The sequence below is a fragment of the Microbacterium sp. 77mftsu3.1 genome (genome assembly GCF_900100525.1).
Classification (GTDB): Bacteria; Actinomycetota; Actinomycetes; order Actinomycetales; family Microbacteriaceae; genus Microbacterium; species Microbacterium aquilitoris.
On the sequence record NZ_FNCR01000001.1, the window covers coordinates 816,473 to 833,238 of the forward strand.

At 68.9% G+C, this 16,766-nt stretch carries 16 protein-coding genes; 11 read left to right on the forward strand and 5 right to left on the reverse strand.

The genetic code is table 11. The features are described 5' to 3' along the window. Positions 1–41 precede the first annotated feature (41 nt). Positions 42–1,166 (reverse strand): BMP family lipoprotein, encoded by a 1,125-nt coding sequence (locus tag BLR68_RS04145; protein ID WP_018188782.1) that lies wholly within the window; start codon positions 1,164–1,166, stop codon positions 42–44. A gap of 163 nt (positions 1,167–1,329) precedes the next feature. Continuing rightward, positions 1,330–2,442 (reverse strand): mannose-1-phosphate guanylyltransferase, encoded by a 1,113-nt coding sequence (locus BLR68_RS04150; RefSeq protein ID WP_018188783.1) that lies wholly within the window; start codon positions 2,440–2,442, stop codon positions 1,330–1,332. Between the two features lie 163 nt (positions 2,443–2,605). On the opposite strand from BLR68_RS04150, the gene sdhC reads away from it, so the two are divergent. Genes sdhC through BLR68_RS04190 form a run of 8 tightly spaced genes read left to right on the forward strand, consistent with a single transcriptional unit; the run spans position 2,606 to position 9,674 of the window. Continuing rightward, positions 2,606–3,040 (forward strand): succinate dehydrogenase, cytochrome b556 subunit, encoded by a 435-nt coding sequence (gene sdhC, locus BLR68_RS04155; protein ID WP_018188784.1) that lies wholly within the window; start codon positions 2,606–2,608, stop codon positions 3,038–3,040. After that, positions 3,040–3,501: a succinate dehydrogenase hydrophobic membrane anchor subunit gene (locus BLR68_RS04160; RefSeq protein WP_018188785.1), complete on the forward strand. Its 462-nt coding sequence runs from the start codon at positions 3,040–3,042 to the stop codon at positions 3,499–3,501. The genes sdhC and BLR68_RS04160 overlap by 1 nt, the downstream gene beginning before the upstream one ends. A 46-nt stretch (positions 3,502–3,547) precedes the next feature. Beyond that, positions 3,548–5,374, forward strand: coding sequence for a succinate dehydrogenase flavoprotein subunit (gene sdhA, locus BLR68_RS04165; protein WP_018188786.1), 1,827 nt, complete (start codon positions 3,548–3,550; stop codon positions 5,372–5,374). Beyond that, positions 5,374–6,141, forward strand: coding sequence for a succinate dehydrogenase iron-sulfur subunit (locus tag BLR68_RS04170; protein WP_018188787.1), 768 nt, complete (start codon positions 5,374–5,376; stop codon positions 6,139–6,141). The genes sdhA and BLR68_RS04170 overlap by 1 nt, the downstream gene beginning before the upstream one ends. A gap of 22 nt (positions 6,142–6,163) precedes the next feature. Then, positions 6,164–7,300, forward strand: a complete 1,137-nt coding sequence (locus BLR68_RS04175) for a YihY/virulence factor BrkB family protein (RefSeq protein WP_018188788.1) — start codon at positions 6,164–6,166, stop codon at positions 7,298–7,300. A gap of 4 nt (positions 7,301–7,304) precedes the next feature. Then, positions 7,305–8,174 carry an exodeoxyribonuclease III gene (locus tag BLR68_RS04180; RefSeq protein ID WP_018188789.1) on the forward strand — a complete coding sequence of 290 codons (870 nt, stop codon included), beginning with the start codon at positions 7,305–7,307 and terminating at the stop codon, positions 8,172–8,174. 47 nt (positions 8,175–8,221) lie between these two features. Beyond that, positions 8,222–9,226, forward strand: a complete 1,005-nt coding sequence (gene trpS / locus BLR68_RS04185) for a tryptophan--tRNA ligase (RefSeq protein ID WP_081626483.1) — start codon at positions 8,222–8,224, stop codon at positions 9,224–9,226. Beyond that, complete coding sequence (locus BLR68_RS04190; protein WP_018188791.1) at positions 9,219–9,674, forward strand: hypothetical protein; 456 nt, start codon at positions 9,219–9,221, stop codon at positions 9,672–9,674. The genes trpS and BLR68_RS04190 overlap by 8 nt, the downstream gene beginning before the upstream one ends. Before the next feature lie 123 nt (positions 9,675–9,797). On the opposite strand, the gene BLR68_RS18270 is transcribed toward BLR68_RS04190, so the two are convergent. Further along, positions 9,798–10,076 carry an endonuclease domain-containing protein gene (locus BLR68_RS18270; RefSeq protein WP_371129972.1) on the reverse strand — a complete coding sequence of 93 codons (279 nt, stop codon included), beginning with the start codon at positions 10,074–10,076 and terminating at the stop codon, positions 9,798–9,800. A gap of 788 nt (positions 10,077–10,864) precedes the next feature. On the opposite strand from BLR68_RS18270, the gene BLR68_RS04200 reads away from it, so the two are divergent. Next, the gene (locus BLR68_RS04200) at positions 10,865–11,422 is read left to right on the forward strand and encodes a GNAT family N-acetyltransferase (RefSeq protein ID WP_018188793.1); all 558 of its coding nucleotides are present in this window, start codon (positions 10,865–10,867) and stop codon (positions 11,420–11,422) included. 59 nt (positions 11,423–11,481) lie between these two features. Continuing rightward, positions 11,482–12,345 (forward strand): Fpg/Nei family DNA glycosylase, encoded by an 864-nt coding sequence (locus tag BLR68_RS04205; protein ID WP_018188794.1) that lies wholly within the window; start codon positions 11,482–11,484, stop codon positions 12,343–12,345. Between the two features lies 1 nt (position 12,346). Here the strand turns inward: BLR68_RS04205 and glpK are convergent, their stop codons facing one another. After that, complete coding sequence (gene glpK, locus BLR68_RS04210; protein ID WP_026303052.1) at positions 12,347–13,879, reverse strand: glycerol kinase GlpK; 1,533 nt, start codon at positions 13,877–13,879, stop codon at positions 12,347–12,349. Positions 13,880–13,931: 52 nt separating this feature from the next. After that, positions 13,932–15,629 carry a glycerol-3-phosphate dehydrogenase/oxidase gene (locus tag BLR68_RS04215; protein WP_018188796.1) on the reverse strand — a complete coding sequence of 566 codons (1,698 nt, stop codon included), beginning with the start codon at positions 15,627–15,629 and terminating at the stop codon, positions 13,932–13,934. 132 nt (positions 15,630–15,761) lie between these two features. Here BLR68_RS04215 and BLR68_RS04220 point away from each other — a divergent pair, with 132 nt between their 5' ends. Continuing rightward, positions 15,762–16,721 (forward strand): sugar-binding transcriptional regulator, encoded by a 960-nt coding sequence (locus BLR68_RS04220; protein ID WP_018188797.1) that lies wholly within the window; start codon positions 15,762–15,764, stop codon positions 16,719–16,721. Positions 16,722–16,766: the final 45 nt, after the last annotated feature.

Here is a 16,766-nt window from a genome sequence, read left to right on the forward strand (position 1 = left end):
GACAGCTCTGCGCTGCCCGCCCCGAGTGGATGTCGTTCAGATCACGGCGAGTTCTTGGACTCCACCGTGATGTCACCGGAGATGATCGACTTCTGGAGCGTGTCGAGCTCGTCGGTCAGACCGGCGGGCAGCTTCGACTCGAAGTCGTGGAAGCTCGAGAGCTTGACGCCCTCGTTCTCGAGGGTGCCGACGTACGGCGCGGCGTCGAACTTGCCGGTCGATGCGGCGACCGTGGTGTCGTAGACGGCCACGTCGATCGCCTTCATGATCGAGACCAGCGTGATGTCGGAGACCGTGTCATCGGCGACGGCGAGGTCGCTGTCGACGCCGAGGATGAGGGTGTCGTCACCGCTGTCCTTGATCGCCGCTGCGGCGCTCGTGTAGATCGGACCGCCGACGGGGAGGATGACGTCGACGCCCTGGTCGAGGACCGACTGAGCGGTCTGCTTGGCGGTGTCGTTCGCGTCGAAGCCGCCGGTGAAGGCGCCCTTCTGAGCGGCGACGTCCCAGCCGAAGAGCTTGACGTCGGCACCCTTGTCCTCGTTGTACTTCTCGACGCCGAGGGCGTAGCCGTCCATGAAGACCGCGACCGAGGGGATCTGGAGGCCACCGAAGGTGCCCACCTTGTTGACGCCGGCCTCAGCGGACCACGCGGCGGCGGCGTAGCCACCGAGGTACGCGGCCTCCGCCGTGTTGAACACGAGGGGCTTGATGTTGGGGGCGTCGGTCTTGCCGTCCTGGTCGGTGTCCGCGTAGTCGTCGATGATCGCGAACTGCAGTTCCGGGTTGGCCTTGGCCGCCTCGACCGTCGCCGCGGCGAGCTTGAAGCCGACCGAGACGATGAGGGTGCAGCCCTCGGAGATCGCCGTGGTCATGTTGGGCTCGTAGTCGTTGTCGTTGGTCGACTCGAACTCGAGGGGCTTGATGCCCAGCTCGTCGGCGGCCTTGTCCATGCCGTTCTTGGCCGACTCGTTGAACGACTTGTCGTTCCAGCCACCGGCGTCGGAGACCAGGCAGGGCTTGAAGCCGTCGACGATGTCGCCGCCACCGGCGCCGGCGGACGACGTCGGGTTGGCCTCGGGTGCGGTACCGCAGCCAGCCAGCGCGGCGATGAGAAGCGCGGCACCGGCGATGCCGGCGAGCTTCTTCGGGTTCGAGATGGTCAAGAGTGCCTCCACGGAAGAGAACCCGCGGACTTCGCGGGTGTGCGCAACCGAAGTTACCTACTGTGACGACGACCGGTCACCCTGATGAGCCCGTTCGTCCGAATGGTTACAAAGCCGCAATGAACCCGTCACAGGAGCGGCATCCTGCTCAACGGACGGGGCGTCAGAGGACGTCCCCGCGACCGGTCACCTTCAGCGCGTCGACGACGCTCTTGACCCGCTGGGCGTGCTCGGCAGTGGTCACCAGAAGCGCGTCGTCCGTGTCGACGACGACGATGTCCTTGACGCCGATGATGCTGATCACGCGACTCGTCTGCGAGACGACGATGCCGCTCGCGGCATCCGAGAGCACCCGGGCGTTCTGTCCGAGGATCGCGAGGTCCGTGCGGCCGCCCGAGTTGAGCTTGGCGAGGCTCGCGAAGTCCCCCACGTCATCCCAGTCGAAGTGTCCGGGGACGACGGCGAGCTTGCCCTTCTCCGCCGCCGGCTCCGCGACGACGTAGTCGATCGCGATCTTCTCGAGGGTCGGCCAGATGCGGTCGACGGCGGGGCCCCGGAGATCGCGGTCGTCCCACGCTTCGGCGAGCTCCATGAGCCCGGCGTGCAGGGTGGGGTTGTTCGCCTCGATCTCGGCGAGCAGGACGTCGGCCCGCGAGATGAACATGCCCGCGTTCCAGAGGTAGGAGCGATCGGCGACGTAGGCCTTCGCCGTCTCGAGGTCGGGCTTCTCGACGAAGCGCTCGACCAGGGAGGCATCCCGAGCGCCGTCGACGATCAGCTCGCCGCCCCGCTTGATGTAGCCGAACCCGACCGCCGGCTCGGACGGGCTGATGCCGATCGTGCAGATGTAGCCCTCGCGTGCGACCTCGACGGCGTCGCGCACCGCGAACTCGAACACGCGCGAGCCGCGGATGACGTGATCGGCGGCGAAGGATCCGATGACGACGTCCGGATGCCGCCGGTGCAGGATCGCCGCAGCGAGGCCGATCGCGGCCGCGGAGTCACGCGGCTCGGATTCGAGGATGACGTTCTTGTCGGGGATGCCGGGGAGCTGCGCCTCGACGGCGGCGCGGTGCGCGCGGCCGGTGACGACGGCGATCCGATCGGGCCCGGTGAGGGGCTCGAGCCGGTTCCAGGTGTCGCGGAGGAGGGAGTGCCCCGACCCGGTCAGGTCGTGGAGGAACTTCGGGGCATCCGCTCGCGACAACGGCCACAGGCGGGATCCGACGCCCCCGGCGGGGATGACGGCGTAAAAGTCCTCGATGTGTTCGACCATGGTCGGAACCCTACCGGCCGATTAAGGCTCGCCTTCCTCGCCCACCCCTCTCGAGGCCGCTTAGGATGGTCGATGCGCCCGCTTGCGACGATGGGCGACATTCCCTGGGATGCCGCGATCTCGCCGCACGCGCGCGATCCATCTCACTCAAGGGAGGACGACCGTGTCTGCACCAGCACGCGTCACGCCGTCGATCGCTGAGACCACGTCCAAGACCCCGCGCGGCACGCTGTACCGCGGCAACGAGGGCATGTGGTCGTGGGTCCTTCACCGCATCACCGGCATCGCCATCTTCTTCTTCCTGCTCGTGCACGTCCTCGACACCGCACTCATCCGGGTCTCCCCGGATGCGTACAACGCGGTCATCGGCACGTACAAGAACCCGATCATGGGCCTCGGCGAGGTCGCCCTGGTCGGCGCGATCGTGTACCACGCCTTCAACGGCCTCCGCATCATCGCGGTGGACCTGTGGCCGTGGGCCACGCGTCACCAGCGGCAGCTGTGGTGGGGAGTGCTGGCCGTCTGGGCCGTCACCCTCGTCGGCTTCGCCGCGCGCCACCTTCCGAACGTCTTCTCGCACATGGGAGGCGAGCACTGATGACCGCCGACACCCTCGCCGCTCCGCGCACCCCGCAGGGCAAGGCCGCCGTCCGCAAGAAGGGTCCTAACCTCGAGAAGTGGGGCTGGGTCTTCATGCGCGTCTCGGGCGTGCTGCTGCTCGTCCTCATCTTCGGTCACCTCTTCGTCAACCTCATGCTCGGCGAGGGCATCTCGGGCCTGGACTTCGCGTTTGTCGCGGGCAAGTTCGCCACGCCGTTCTGGCAGTGGTGGGACGTCCTCATGCTGTGGCTGGCGTTCATCCACGGCACGAACGGCATGCGCACGATCGTCAACGACTACGTCACCAACGCGAAGGTCCGCCGGGTCCTCGTCACCAGCCTCTGGGTGGTGGCCGGCTTCATGATCCTCCTCGGCACCCTCGTGGTCTTCACCTTCGATCCCTGCATCCCCAACCTCGACGGCAGCGTTCTCGCCGAGGTCTGCAAGGCACAGGGCTGAGCCGGCCGCGCCGGCACGCAAAGCAGAGAACAGAGGCATTCGTCACGTGAGCACTCAGACCGCGGACTCCGTCGTCAAGGACGGCGTCCACTACCACCAGTTCGACGTCGTCATCGTGGGCGCCGGCGGCGCCGGCATGCGCGCCGCGATCGAGGCCGGTCCCGGCGCGAAGACGGCCGTCATCACCAAGCTCTACCCGACCCGCAGCCACACCGGCGCGGCACAGGGCGGCATGGCGGCAGCGCTCGCCAACGTCGAAGAGGACTCCTGGGAGTGGCACACCTTCGACACCGTCAAGGGCGGCGACTACCTCGTCGACCAGGACGCAGCCGAGATCCTCGCGAAGGAAGCCATCGACGCGGTCATCGACCTCGAGAACATGGGCCTGCCCTTCAACCGCACGCCCGACGGCAAGATCGACCAGCGCCGTTTCGGCGGGCACACCGCTGAGCACGGCAAGAACCCGGTCCGTCGCGCCTGCTACGCCGCCGACCGGACGGGTCACATGATCCTTCAGACGCTGTTCCAGAACTGCGTCAAGCTCGGCATCAACTTCTTCAACGAGTTCTACGCCCTCGACCTCATCACGGTGAAGGATGCCCTGGGTCGCACCGGCATCGCCGGTGTCGTCGCGTACGAGCTCGCCACCGGCGACCTCCACGTCTTCCACGCCAAGGCCGTCATCTTCGCGACCGGCGGCTTCGGCAAGATCTTCAAGACGACCTCGAACGCCCACACCCTCACCGGTGACGGCGTCGGCATTGTCTGGCGCAAGGGACTGCCGCTCGAGGACATCGAGTTCTTCCAGTTCCACCCGACAGGTCTGGCGGGCCTCGGCATCCTTCTCACCGAGGGTGCCCGCGGCGAGGGCGCGATCCTCCGCAACGCCTCGGGCGAGCGGTTCATGGAGCGCTACGCCCCCACCATCAAGGACCTCGCGCCCCGCGACATCGTCGCCCGGTGCATGGTCAAGGAGGTCCTCGAAGGCCGCGGCGCCGGCCCGAACAAGGACTACGTCTACCTCGACTGCACGCACCTGGGCGCCGAAGTGCTCGAGACGAAGCTCCCCGACATCACCGAGTTCGCCCGTACCTACCTCGGCGTCGACCCGGTCGTCGAGCCGGTGCCGGTCATGCCGACCGCGCACTACGCGATGGGCGGCATCCCGACCAACATCAAGGGCGAGGTCCTCGCCGACAACGACACCGTCGTCCCCGGCCTCTACGCCGCGGGCGAGTGCGCGTGCGTGTCGGTGCACGGCGCGAACCGCCTCGGCACGAACTCGCTCCTGGACATCAACGTCTTCGGGAAGCGCTCCGGCCAGAACGCGGTCGAGTACGTCCAGACCGCCGAGTTCATGCCGCTCCCCGAGGACCCCGCGAAGGAGGTCCGCGAGCTGATCGAGGGCCTGCGCAACAACGCGGGCACCGAGCGCATCTCCACGCTCCGCAAGAAGCTGCAGGAGGAGATGGACGCCAACGCCCAGGTCTTCCGCACCGAAGAGACACTCACGAACGTCATGGGCACGATCAACGACCTGCGCGAGCGGTACAAGAACGTCCACGTCGACGACAAGGGCAAGCGCTACAACACCGATCTCCTCGAGGCCGTCGAGCTGGGCTTCCTCCTCGACATCGCCGAGATCGTCGCCTACGCCGCGCGCAACCGCAAGGAGAGCCGCGGCGGTCACATGCGCGAGGACTACCCCGACCGCAACGACGACGAATACATGCAGCACACGATGGCCTACCTCACGGGCGACCCGCACTCCGCGAACCCCGAGGACCACATCCGCCTGGATTGGAAGCCGGTCGTGTTCACCAAGAACGAGCAGGGCGAGTACAACTACCCGCCGATGGAGAGGAAGTACTGATGACGATCGTCGACAGCGGCGCCCCGGCGCAGACGCAGGAGACGAACGACTCCGGCATCCAGTCGTACCTGGTCACCTTCATCATCCGGCGCTTCGACCCCGAGGTGGACGCTGAGCCGCGCTGGGTCGACTACGACGTGGAGATGTACCCGACGGACCGCGTGCTGGACGCACTGCACCGCATCAAGTGGGACGTGGACGGCACGCTGAGCTTCCGCCGCTCGTGCGCCCACGGCATCTGCGGCTCGGACGCCATGCGCATCAACGGCCGCAACCGCCTCGCCTGCAAGACGCTGATCAAGGACCTCGACATCTCGAAGCCGATCTACGTCGAGGCGATCAAGGGACTGCCGCTGGAGAAGGACCTCATCGTCGACATGGACCCGTTCTTCGAGTCCTTCCGCGACGTGCAGCCCTTCCTCCAGGCGAACAGCGCCCCGGAGCCCGGCAAGGAGCGCATCCAGTCGATCAAGGACCGCGCCGTCTACGACGACACCACGAAGTGCATCCTCTGCGCCGCGTGCACGTCGTCCTGCCCCGTGTTCTGGACCGACGGTCAGTACTTCGGCCCCGCCGCGATCGTCAACGCGCACCGCTTCATCTTCGACTCGCGCGACGACGCGGGCGACGTGCGCCTCGACATCCTCAACGACAAGGAAGGCGTGTGGCGCTGCCGCACGACCTTCAACTGCACCGAGGCGTGCCCCCGCGGCATCGAGATCACCAAGGCCATCGCCGAGGTCAAGCAGGCGGTCCTCCGCAGCTGATCCGGCCGGATAGCCTCGAGGCGTGACCTCGGACGACACGACGCCTCCCCTGCGCGAGCGGTGGGAGGCGTCTCGTCTGCGCGAGCGCCTCGATCAGCCGATCGAGCGGGCCACCGAGCTGACGCAGCGGACCATCGGCTCGTTCCCGGTGCGGGTGTGGCGCCGCTTCCTGCGGCGGAACGGGTTCCTGCTCGCGGCATCCATCAGCTATCAGTCCCTGTTCGCGATCTTCGCGACGCTGTACACCGCGTTCGCCGCGGTCGGCCTCTGGCTGGGCGGTTCGCAGACCGCCATCGACGGACTCATCGCGGTCGTGAACTCCTACCTGCCCGGATTCATCGCGGTCGGGGGAACGCTCGATCCGGTCGACGTGGCGGGTATCGCGCGCGACAGCGGCAGCCTTCTCGCGGTGACGGGTGCGATCGCCGTCGCCGTCGCGATCTGGACGGCGATCGGATTCGTCACCTTCACCCGGCGCGCGGTGCGCGACATCTTCGGTCTGCCGTTCGACACGAGGAGCTTCGTGCTCCTCAAACTCGGGGACCTGCTCGCCGCCCTCCTGTTCGGGCTCGCCCTGGTCCTCGGCGCGGTGTTCGGACTCGTCGCGGGCGGTGTCGTCGCGATCGTGCTCGACTGGGCCCAGGTGCCGTACGAATCCACCGCCGTGGACGTGTCGAGCCGCATCGCGTCGGTCATCGTCAGCATCCTTCTGAACACCACCGCTCTCACCGGACTCATCCGGTTCCTCACCGGGACCTCGCTGCCGGTGAGGTCGATCATCCCGGGCGCCGCCGCCGGCGGGAGTGCCCTGGCGCTCCTGCAGCTCGGCGCCGGATTCCTCGCGGTCTACTCCCCCACCAACCCGCTCCTGGCGACCTTCACCGTCGTCGGGCTGCTGCTCTGGCTCCGCCTCGCGGGGATCGTGATCCTCGTCGCCGCGTCCTGGATCGCCGTCGCCGCGGATGACGCCGACATACCGCTCGTGGAGATGACCGCCGAGGAGCGACGGGAGCAGGAGCGCCGCGCGCTCCGCGTCGTGGCCGAAGCCGGTGTCCGCGAGGCGCGGCAGGCGCTCGCGGACGCCTCGTGGTGGCGGAAACCCGGCGCACGGCGTGATCTGCGGCACGCCGAGGACCTCTGGGAACGCACCCGGCGGTGAGTCGATGTCCGCCGCCCTGGATACGCTGGAAGGCGTGCCACGAACACTCCGCATCGCCTCTGTCAACGTCAACGGCATCCGCGCCGCCGCCCGGAAGGGGATGCACGACTGGCTCGAGACCGCGGGGGTCGACGTCCTGACCCTGCAGGAGGTGCGGGCCGAGGCATCCGATCTCGCCGCCGCCCTTCCCGGATGGCACCTGGTGAACGACGAGGCCCTCGCGAAGGGCCGCGCCGGTGTCGCGATCGCGACCCGCGAGCCGTTCGACGTCTGGCGCGTCGAGCTCGGCGACGACACGCTCGATTCGAAGGGCCGGTGGGTCGAAGCCGACATCGAGGTCGACGGCGAGCTGCTCACCGTGGTCAGCGCCTACGTCTTCACGGGCGAAGCGGGCACCGAGAAGCAGGTCGCGAAGTACGCGTTCCTCGACGCGATGGAAGAGCGGATGCCGCACCTCGGCGACCTCGCGCTCATCACCGGCGACCTCAACGTCGGGCACCGCGAGTTCGACATCCGCAACTGGAAGGGCAACGTCAAGAAGGCCGGCTTCCTGCCGCGCGAGCGCGCGTACTTCGACCGCTTCACCGGGCCCGCGGGCGAGACCGTCACGACCGTCGAAGGCGACAGCGGTACCGGACTCGGTTGGGTCGACGTCGGGCGCAGCTTCGCCGGCGAGGTCGACGGGCCGTACACGTGGTGGTCGAACCGCGGCAAGGCGTTCGACAACGACACCGGCTGGCGGATCGACTACCACCTCGCAACCCCCGAGCTCGCGACGCGGGCGACCGACTACCGGGTCGTCCGGGCACCGTCCTGGGACACCCGCTGGAGCGACCACGCGCCCGTCGTGGCCGACTACACGCTCGGCAGCTGAGGCACGGACGCGGGGGCGCGGCATCCGTTCGCGCCTAGGATCGTAGGGTGAGCAAACCCCGCCTGTACTCCGGAATGCAGCCCTCCGCCGATTCCCTCCAGATCGGCAACTACATCGGGGCGCTCCTGCAGTGGCGGGACATGCAGGAGTCCTACGACGCGTTCTTCTCCGTCGTCGACCTGCACGCCCTCACGCAGCCGAACGATCCCGCGGAGCTGCGCGAGAAGACCCGCCGCACCGCCGCGCAGTACATCGCCGCCGGCATCGAGCCGTCGAAGTCGACGCTGTACGTGCAGTCGCACGTGCGCGCGCACGCCGAGCTCGCCTGGGTGCTGTCCACGGTCACCGGCTTCGGCGAGGCCGGCCGGATGACGCAGTTCAAGGACAAGTCGGCGCGCTACGGCACCGACGCCACCAACGTCGGGCTCTTCACGTACCCGATCCTCATGGCCGCCGACATCCTGCTGTACCAGACGGATCTCGTCCCCGTGGGCGACGACCAGAAGCAGCACGTAGAGCTGACCCGCGACCTCGCCGAGCGCTTCAACAGCCGCCACGGTCAGACGTTCGTCGTGCCGAAGCCCGTCATCCAGAAGGAGACGGCGCGGATCTACGACCTGCAGAACCCGACGTCGAAGATGTCGAAGTCCGCCGAGTCGGATGCCGGTGTCCTGTGGCTTCTCGACGATCCGGCGAAGTCGGCGAAGAAGATCATGCGGGCCGTCACCGACTCGGAGGGCGTCGTCCGCTACGACTCGGAGAACAAGCCCGGCGTCTCGAACCTCCTCGTGATCTACGCCGCCCTCACCGGTCGGCAGGTCCCCTCGATCGAGGACGAGTACGCAGGTCGCGGCTACGGCGACTTCAAGAAGGGGCTCGCCGAGGTCGTCGTCTCGGAGTTCGGTCCCGTGCGCGAGCGCACGCTCGAGCTGCTCGACGACCCGGCCGAGCTCGACCGGGTGCTCGCGACGAACGCCGCCCGCGCCGAGGAGGTCGCCGACCGCACCCTGGGCGACGTCTACGACAAGCTGGGGCTGCTGCGTCGTGCCTGATCAGCCGACTCCCGAGCTCGGGCCCGCCCCCGAGACCGTCGCGGCGATCGACGCGGCCGCTGCGGTGTCGATGGCCGCCCCCGACGACCGCGACGCGCAGGAGCGCCTCTGGCGCGCCGTCTTCGCCCTCGAGCGGTGGATCTTCATCGCGCGCGGAACCGATGAGAAGCCCTCCCCCTTCGCCGCCACCACCGAGCAGGGCCCGGCGATCTTCGCCTTCTCGACGCCGGAGCGTGCCGCAGAGGCGGCGGCGGGGTTCGGCATCCCGCCCGAAGAGGTCGACCGGCTGCTCGCGGTTCCGATGCCGGATGCCGCGGGCTGGGTCGCCTCCTACGCCGAGGTCGGCGTGGAGTCCATCGTGTTCGACGCGCCGGTGACCGGCGCGATGGCCCCGCTGGCCAACCTCGCCGCCATGGCCGTCTGGATCCAGCAGCACCCCGAGGGCTGAGCCCGCTGCTACGCGTTCCGTATTCAGTCTGCGGACGCATCCGGCCCTGAGCACCCCGCAGAACCACGCTCCGCCGTCCCGTTGTCGCATCCTTCGGGACTGAATTCGGTTCTGCAGGATTGCTCAGCGGCCGGAACGATGCGAGTCCAGGAGCCCTCGGAGCGCAGCAACGACGAGGTCCGGGCGATAGAGGATGTCTTCCGCCATGAGGCGAAGAACGCTGTACCCGAGTGCAGCCAGCGCGCGGTCGCGGCGGTAGTCGGTCCGCTGCTGATCCCATGAGGAGTGGAACTGTCGACTGTCGCACTCGATCACCAACCACCCGTCGACCAGCAGGTCGACGCGCCCCACGCCTTCGAGGGTGACCTGGAGTTCGACGGAATGCCCAAGGCTCCTCACCATCAGTCGGACCAGAGTCTCGGGACCGGACTCCGCGCGTCCGTCCAGGAGAGGCGCCAGCGCACGATAGCGACGGGGTAGCACTCCGAACAGGTCCCGGATCTCTGCGAGAGTGATCAGCCCGACGTGCGCGGCGCTGTCGAGTGTGGCGATGGCGTGTCGTGCGTCCTGACACCGAACGGCGTCGAGAAGCGCGTCGTAGATGTGAACTGCCCCGGAGCCCGGTGCCTCCAGCCATCTCCGCCAGTGCAGGCTCACCCCAGCGCGGTCACCGACAGGCGCGAGGATGGGGCCCGTCGATCCCCGCATCCTGCTGTCGCCTCGTTCCATGTGGATATGGACCTTCGCGTCGTCAAAGGTGAACACGCCGAGGGCGGCCAGCAGGGAGATGCAACCGAGTCGCCCACCGACTCGTGCCGCCGTGACGAGCGCCGGAGGTGCGTCGCCCGACACGTAGTGCCCCTTGCGCGCTCGGATCAACCGCCCGTCGCGGACAGCATCAGTGATCTGTCGCGCTGACGCACCGCTCGACACGAGCTCAGCTCTCGTCCATACCTCGAACATCCCGCCACTGTGGGCCTGCCGCCCCGACTGACGACAGCGACAGCGCCACCTGTGGACGATGCGGCCTTTGCCCAGAATCTGGAGACGACGGTGAAGTTGTCGTCGTTCAGTATCCAGTCTCGGGCGTCGACGCGAGGCGCTCGCGCCACCGAGTCGCGCGAGGGGTGCTCGCGCGTCCGAGTGCCGAGACTGAATACGGCACGCGCGGCCGCCGCTAGGGTCGGGGCATGGAACCGGTGACTCTGCGGACCGAGCGGCTCGAGCTGTCCGTCCCGACGGCAGCCGACATCGACGCGATCACGGCTGCAGCGCAGGATCCCGAAGTGCCGCGGTGGACGACGCTTCCGTCGCCGTACGACCGGCGGCACGCGGAGGAATTCGTCGCCAAGGCGACCGGATGGTGGGGCGACGAGAGCGAACTCACCTGGGGCGTCCGCCGCGAGGGCCGCTGGATCGGCATGGTCGGCCTCCACCGCGTCGAGAAGCAGGGCTCGGCAGAGATCGGGTTCTGGATGGATGCCGCGGCCCGCGGCCACGGCTACCTCACCGAGGCGGCTGCCGCCGTCGTGGACTTCGGGTTCGCGGAGCCCCTCGCTCTCACCCGGATCCAATGGCGCGCCGTCGTCGGCAACCACGCATCTGCGCGGGTCGCGCAGAAGCTGGGGTTCCGGTACGAAGGCCTCCTGCGCCAGGGTCTCAGCGATCCGCGCGGCCGCCACGACGGCTGGATCGCCGCGCTCCTGCGCACGGACGACCGCTCGCCGCAGACGTGGCCGGTGCTCTGACAAGCCGGTCCCGTGACAACCCCCTGACCGCCGTCGCCGCCGGATGACAGGATGACCCCATGCCTGAGATGCCCGAGGTGCAGGGACTGGTCGACTTCCTCCGCGAGCGTGCGACGGGACTCACCGTCACGAAGGTGTCGGTCGCGAACATCGCCGCCCTGAAGACGTACGACCCGCCGATCGACGCGATCACCGGCGCGACGGTCACCGGTGCGGAGCGTCACGGCAAGTTCGTCGACCTGCAGACGGATGCCGGTGCCCACCTCGTCTTCCACCTCGCCAAGGCCGGCTGGCTGCGCTGGTACGACCAGCTGCCGGCCACGGTCATCCGGCCGGGGAAGACCCCGATCGCCCTGCGAGTCGGCTTCGACGACGGCTCCGGGTTCGACCTGACCGAGGCCGGCACCAAGAAGTCCCTGGCCTACTACGCCGCCCGCTCCCCCGCCGACGTGCCCGGCATCGCGCGCCTCGGCCCGGATCCCCTCGACGCCGCGTTCACGCGCGACACCCTCGCGGAGCTCCTGGCGGGGCGCCGCACGCAGATCAAGGGCGTCCTGCGGGACCAGTCGATCGTCGCGGGGATCGGCAACGCCTATTCCGACGAGATCCTCCACGCCGCGAAGATGTCGCCGTACGCATTGGCTGCGGGGCTGACGGATGCCGAGATCGACAGACTCTACGCCGCGTTGCGGCAGACCCTCGCCGAGGCGGTGGCCGCGGCATCCGGCAAACCTCCGGCCGACCTCAAGGACGCCAAGCGTCGCGGGATGGCCGTCCACGGCCGACGCGGCGAGGCGTGCCCGGTGTGCGGCGATGAGGTGCGATCGGTGTTCTTCGCCGACAACAGCCTCGAGTACTGCCCCACGTGCCAGACGGGCGGCAAGATCCTCGCGGACCGCCGCCTGTCGAGGCTCCTGAAGTAGGTCAGACGGTTCCGGCGAGGACCCGGGCGTCGTCGTCGACCCAGCCCATCGACTTCGAGACGGCCTTCTCCCACAGCCGGCATCGGCGGTCGCGCTCGTCGGGGTCCATCTGCGGCTCGAACCGGCGGTCCTCCTGCCAGTACCCGCGGAGCGCGTCCTTGTCGGACCACACGCCGACGGCGAGACCGGCGGCGTAGGCGGCGCCGAGAGCCGTCGTCTCGACGACCTTGGGGCGGATGACGGGGATGCCGAGGATGTCGGCCTGGAACTGCATGAGCGTGTCGTTGCGGGTCATGCCGCCGTCGACGCGGAGCTCGTCGAGGTCGCGGCCGGTGTCGGAGATGACGGCGGCGATCACGTCGCGCGTCTGGAACGCGGTCGCCTCGAGGGCGGCGCGGGCGATGTGGGCCTTGGTGACGTAGCGGGTGAGGCCGACGAGGGCGCCGCGCGCGTCGGGTCGCCAGTACGGGGCGAACAGTCCCGAGAAGGCGGGCACGAAGTAGGCGCCGCCGTTGTCCTCGACGCTGCGGGCGAGCCGCTCGACCTCGCCCGAATCGGAGATGATCCCGAGGTTGTCGCGCAGCCACTGCACGAGCGAGCCGGTGACGGCGATGGAACCTTCGAGCGCGTAGTGGGCGGGCTCGTCGCCGATGCGGTAGGCGACCGTCGTGATGAGACCCGCCTCGGAGCGGACGAGCTCGGTGCCGGTCCCGACGAGCAGGAAGTTGCCGGTGCCGTACGTGTTCTTGGACTGCCCGGCGTCGAAGGCGGCCTGCCCGAAGGTGGCGGCCTGCTGGTCCCCGAGGATGCCGGCGATCCGGATGCCGCGCGCCACCCGCGGCTGCGCGACCTCGCCGTAGACCTCCGAGGAGGAGCGGATCTCGGGCAGCATCGCGCGCGGGATGTCCCAGATCTCGAGCATCTCGTCCGACCAGTCGAGGGTCTTCAGATCCATCAGCAGCGTGCGGCTCGCGTTGGTGACGTCCGTGATGTGGATGCCGCCGTCGCTGCCACCCGTGAGGTTCCAGACGAGCCACGTGTCCGGCGTGCCGAACATCAGGTCGCCGTTCCGCGCCGCGTCGCGCGCCCCGTCGACGTTGTCGAGGATCCACGCGATCTTCGACGCGGAGAAGTACGACGCGAGCGGCAGCCCCGTCACGTCGGCGAAGGCGTCGACGCCGTGCGTCTCGATCAGCCGGTCGATCGCGGGCTGCGTGCGGGTGTCCTGCCAGACGATCGCATTGTGGATCGGCCGGCCGGTGCGGCGGTCCCAGACGATCGCGGTCTCGCGCTGGTTGGTCACGCCGATGGCGGCGACGTCCGACGGCGCCAGCCCCACCTGGTTGAGGACGCGGGCGAGCACCCATTCCGTGTTCGTCCAGATCTCCACGGGGTCGTGCTCGACCCGCCCGGCCCGCGGGAAGATCTGCTCGTGCTCCCGCTGCGCGGTGGCGACGAGCGCCCCTTCGCCGTCGAACACGATCGCGCGTGTCGAGGTGGTTCCCTGGTCGATGGCGATCACGTGTTCGGCCACGTCTCGTCTCCTCTTCGAGTGCTCGTCGCTGATCGCGACGCGGATGCCGGTGTCAGACAGCGACGGGATCGGCGGCGTGCACCGCGGCGAGCGTCCGGTCGATCTCCGAGCGGCGGGTCGCGGCATCCCAGCCCATCACATCCGAGACGGCGTAGGCCACCTCTTCGACGACCTCGCGGGTCGCCTCACCGCGGAAGCCGATGTTCGTGCGGCGCAGGAAGATGTCGTCGAGGTGCACGACCGACTCGCGGGTCGCCATGTAACGGAACTCTCCCGAGCTGAATCGCGGCAGCGTCGACAGGGGCGCGTCGTCGTCGTCCTGGCGGAGCGCGGTGGCGACGGCCAGCGCGTGCGTGCCGTAGCGGTGCAGCAGACGCGTACCGCGCTCGAGTCCGAAGTCCGAGAGGTGCTGGTGCACCCATTCGTCGCGGTCGGCGTCGGTGCGGGGGAACCCGACGGCGCCGCCGATCGGCAGACCCTTCGTGGAGCGGACACGCTCGCGGCCGATCCGGGTCATCAGCTCGTCTGTCAGTCGTGCGGCGACGGCGCGGAACGTGGTCCACTTGCCGCCGACCAGGCTGAGCACCGGCACGCGGTCCGACCCGGGGAGGATCGCCTCTTCGATGCGGTAGTCGCGCGAGACGAAGCCCGCGGCCATGTCGCCGTGCCCGGGGAGGGGACGGACACCCGAGTAGCGGTGGACGATCTGCGAGCGGTCGACGGGGATCGTCGGGAAGACGTGACCGATGAGGTCGAGGAAGTAGTCGACCTCCTCCTCGGTGCAGACAGCCGGCTCGGACATGTCGTGCTCGAGGTCGCTCGTTCCGACCAGGACGCGACCGTTGAGGGGGTAGATGAGGACGATGCGTCCGTCGGAGTGCTCGAAGAACAGCTCGCGTCCTCCGGTGGCCTGCATGAGCTCGGGGTGGTCGAGGACGATGTGCGACCCCTTGGTGCCGCCCATGTAGCGGGTGGCGTCGCCGAGCGCGCGGTTGGCGAGGTCGGTCCACGGCCCCGCCGCGTTGAGGACGACGGATGCCGCGAACGGAAACTCCTCGCCGCTCTCCTCGTCGCGGAGCACGACCTTGCCATCCTGGACGCCCGCGGCCGAGACGTAGTTCGCGGCGCGAGCGCGGCTGCCGCCGACGGCGATGCCGTCCCGGACGAGATCGAGACCGAGGCGCTCGGGGTCGCGGAGCGAGGCATCCCAGTACGTGGCGGTGTACTTGACGTCGGGGTTGAGGTCGGGCAGGGCGCGGAGCGACCGGCGGCGACCGTGGAACGTGTGGCGGGGGACCTTGCCGCCGCCGCGCGAGAACGAGTCGTAGATGATGAGCCCCACCTTGATGAGGAGGGCGCCGCGTTCGGTCGAGGCCGTCTTGCGATGCAGCACCATGCGGAGCGGTGCCGACAGGAGGCCCGAGAAGGTCGAGAAGATCGGCACGGTGGTGCGGAGCGGTCGGACGTAGTGAGCCGCCGTCGTGAGCAGGTCGTTGCGCTCGGTGACGGCTTCGTGGACGAGTCGGAGCTCGCCGTTCTCGAGATAGCGGATGCCGCCGTGGATCATGTGGCTCGACGCGGCCGACGCTCCGGAGAGGAAGTCGCTCTTCTCGACCAGGGCGACGTCGATGCCCTGGAGGGCCAGGTCGCGGAAGGTCGCGACGCCGTTGATGCCGCCGCCGATGATGAGCACGTCCGCCTGGGGCCGCTCCCGCAGCGCCGCTGTCGTCGATCGGATGTCCGCGTCCACGTCACACACTCCCACTTCTGCCGGGTGTCGACCCGGTCGCCTCAGACCGCCACCGCAGTGGCTGATGGGACCAATGATGACATTCGTGGACGGGATTGCAGTCGCCATGCACATACGTGCACACTGTCATCCGTGGAAGAGACGCTCGATCCCGACGACATCCGTCGCGCCCTCACGGCCGCGCACCTGTACTACGTCCAGGACCGCACGATGGAAGCCATCGCGCGCGAACTCGGGACCTCCCGATCGACCGTGTCGCGCCTGCTGTCGCGTGCCCGCGCGACCGGGATCGTGGACATCCGCATCCGCTCCCCCTTCGCCGCGCCGCAGCTGCTCGAGCAGAACCTCGCGGACCGCTACGGCATCACCGCGCATGTCGTTCCGGTGCCCGACGACGCCAGCGACGTGGAGCGACTCGAGCGCGTCGCGACGGCTGCCGCCCACCTGCTCGGCGACCTCATCGTCGCGGACACCACCGTGGGGATCGCCTGGGGGTCGACGACGGCGGCGGTCAGCCGGCGCCTCGTCCCGAAGTCCGTGCACGGCACGACGTTCGTGCAGCTGAACGGCTCGGGGAACACGCGGACGACGGGCCTGCTGTACGCCAGCGACATCCTCAGCCGCTTCGCCGAGGCCTACGGCGGAAACGCGCAGCAGTTCCCGGTGCCGGCGTTCTTCGACGACCCGCGCACGAAGCACGCGATGTGGCGGGAACGCAGCACCACCCGCATCCTCGCCATCCAGGCGGCGATGGACCTCGTCGTCTTCAGCGTCGGCGCCGCCGACTCGCGCGTCCCCAGCCACGTCTACTCCGGCGGCTATCTCGAACCCGAAGAGCTCGCCGCGCTCGACGGCGAGGGGGTGGTGGGCGACGTCGCGACGGTGTTCTACCGGCTCGACGGCTCCACGCGCGGGATCGAGCTCAACGACCGCGCGACGGGCCCGCGGTTCGACGTGCTCCGCCGCGTGCCGAGTCGCGTCTGCATCGTCTCGGGCGTCGACAAACGCGACAGTCTGCGCGGGGCGCTCGCCGCCCGCCTCGTCACCGAGCTGGTCGTCGATGAGGCGACCGCCCGCGCGCTGACCGAATGACCTCGGAAGTCAAGAGATGACGCGGGAATGAAACCGGCGAAGAGC

Excerpts from the sequence above, each read along its gene's own strand:
- BLR68_RS04150 (WP_018188783.1), bottom strand. The coding sequence starts at position 2,442 with ATGGTCGAACACATCGAGGACTTTTACGCCGTCATCCCCGCCGGGGGC.
- BLR68_RS04200 (WP_018188793.1), top strand. The coding sequence starts at position 10,865 with ATGGAACCGGTGACTCTGCGGACCGAGCGGCTCGAGCTGTCCGTCCCG.
- BLR68_RS04205 (WP_018188794.1), top strand. The coding sequence starts at position 11,482 with ATGCCTGAGATGCCCGAGGTGCAGGGACTGGTCGACTTCCTCCGCGAG.
- BLR68_RS04170 (WP_018188787.1), top strand. The coding sequence starts at position 5,374 with ATGACGATCGTCGACAGCGGCGCCCCGGCGCAGACGCAGGAGACGAAC.
- BLR68_RS18270 (WP_371129972.1), bottom strand. The coding sequence starts at position 10,076 with ATGGTGAGGAGCCTTGGGCATTCCGTCGAACTCCAGGTCACCCTCGAA.
- BLR68_RS04160 (WP_018188785.1), top strand. The coding sequence starts at position 3,040 with ATGACCGCCGACACCCTCGCCGCTCCGCGCACCCCGCAGGGCAAGGCC.
- BLR68_RS04180 (WP_018188789.1), top strand. The coding sequence starts at position 7,305 with ATGTCCGCCGCCCTGGATACGCTGGAAGGCGTGCCACGAACACTCCGC.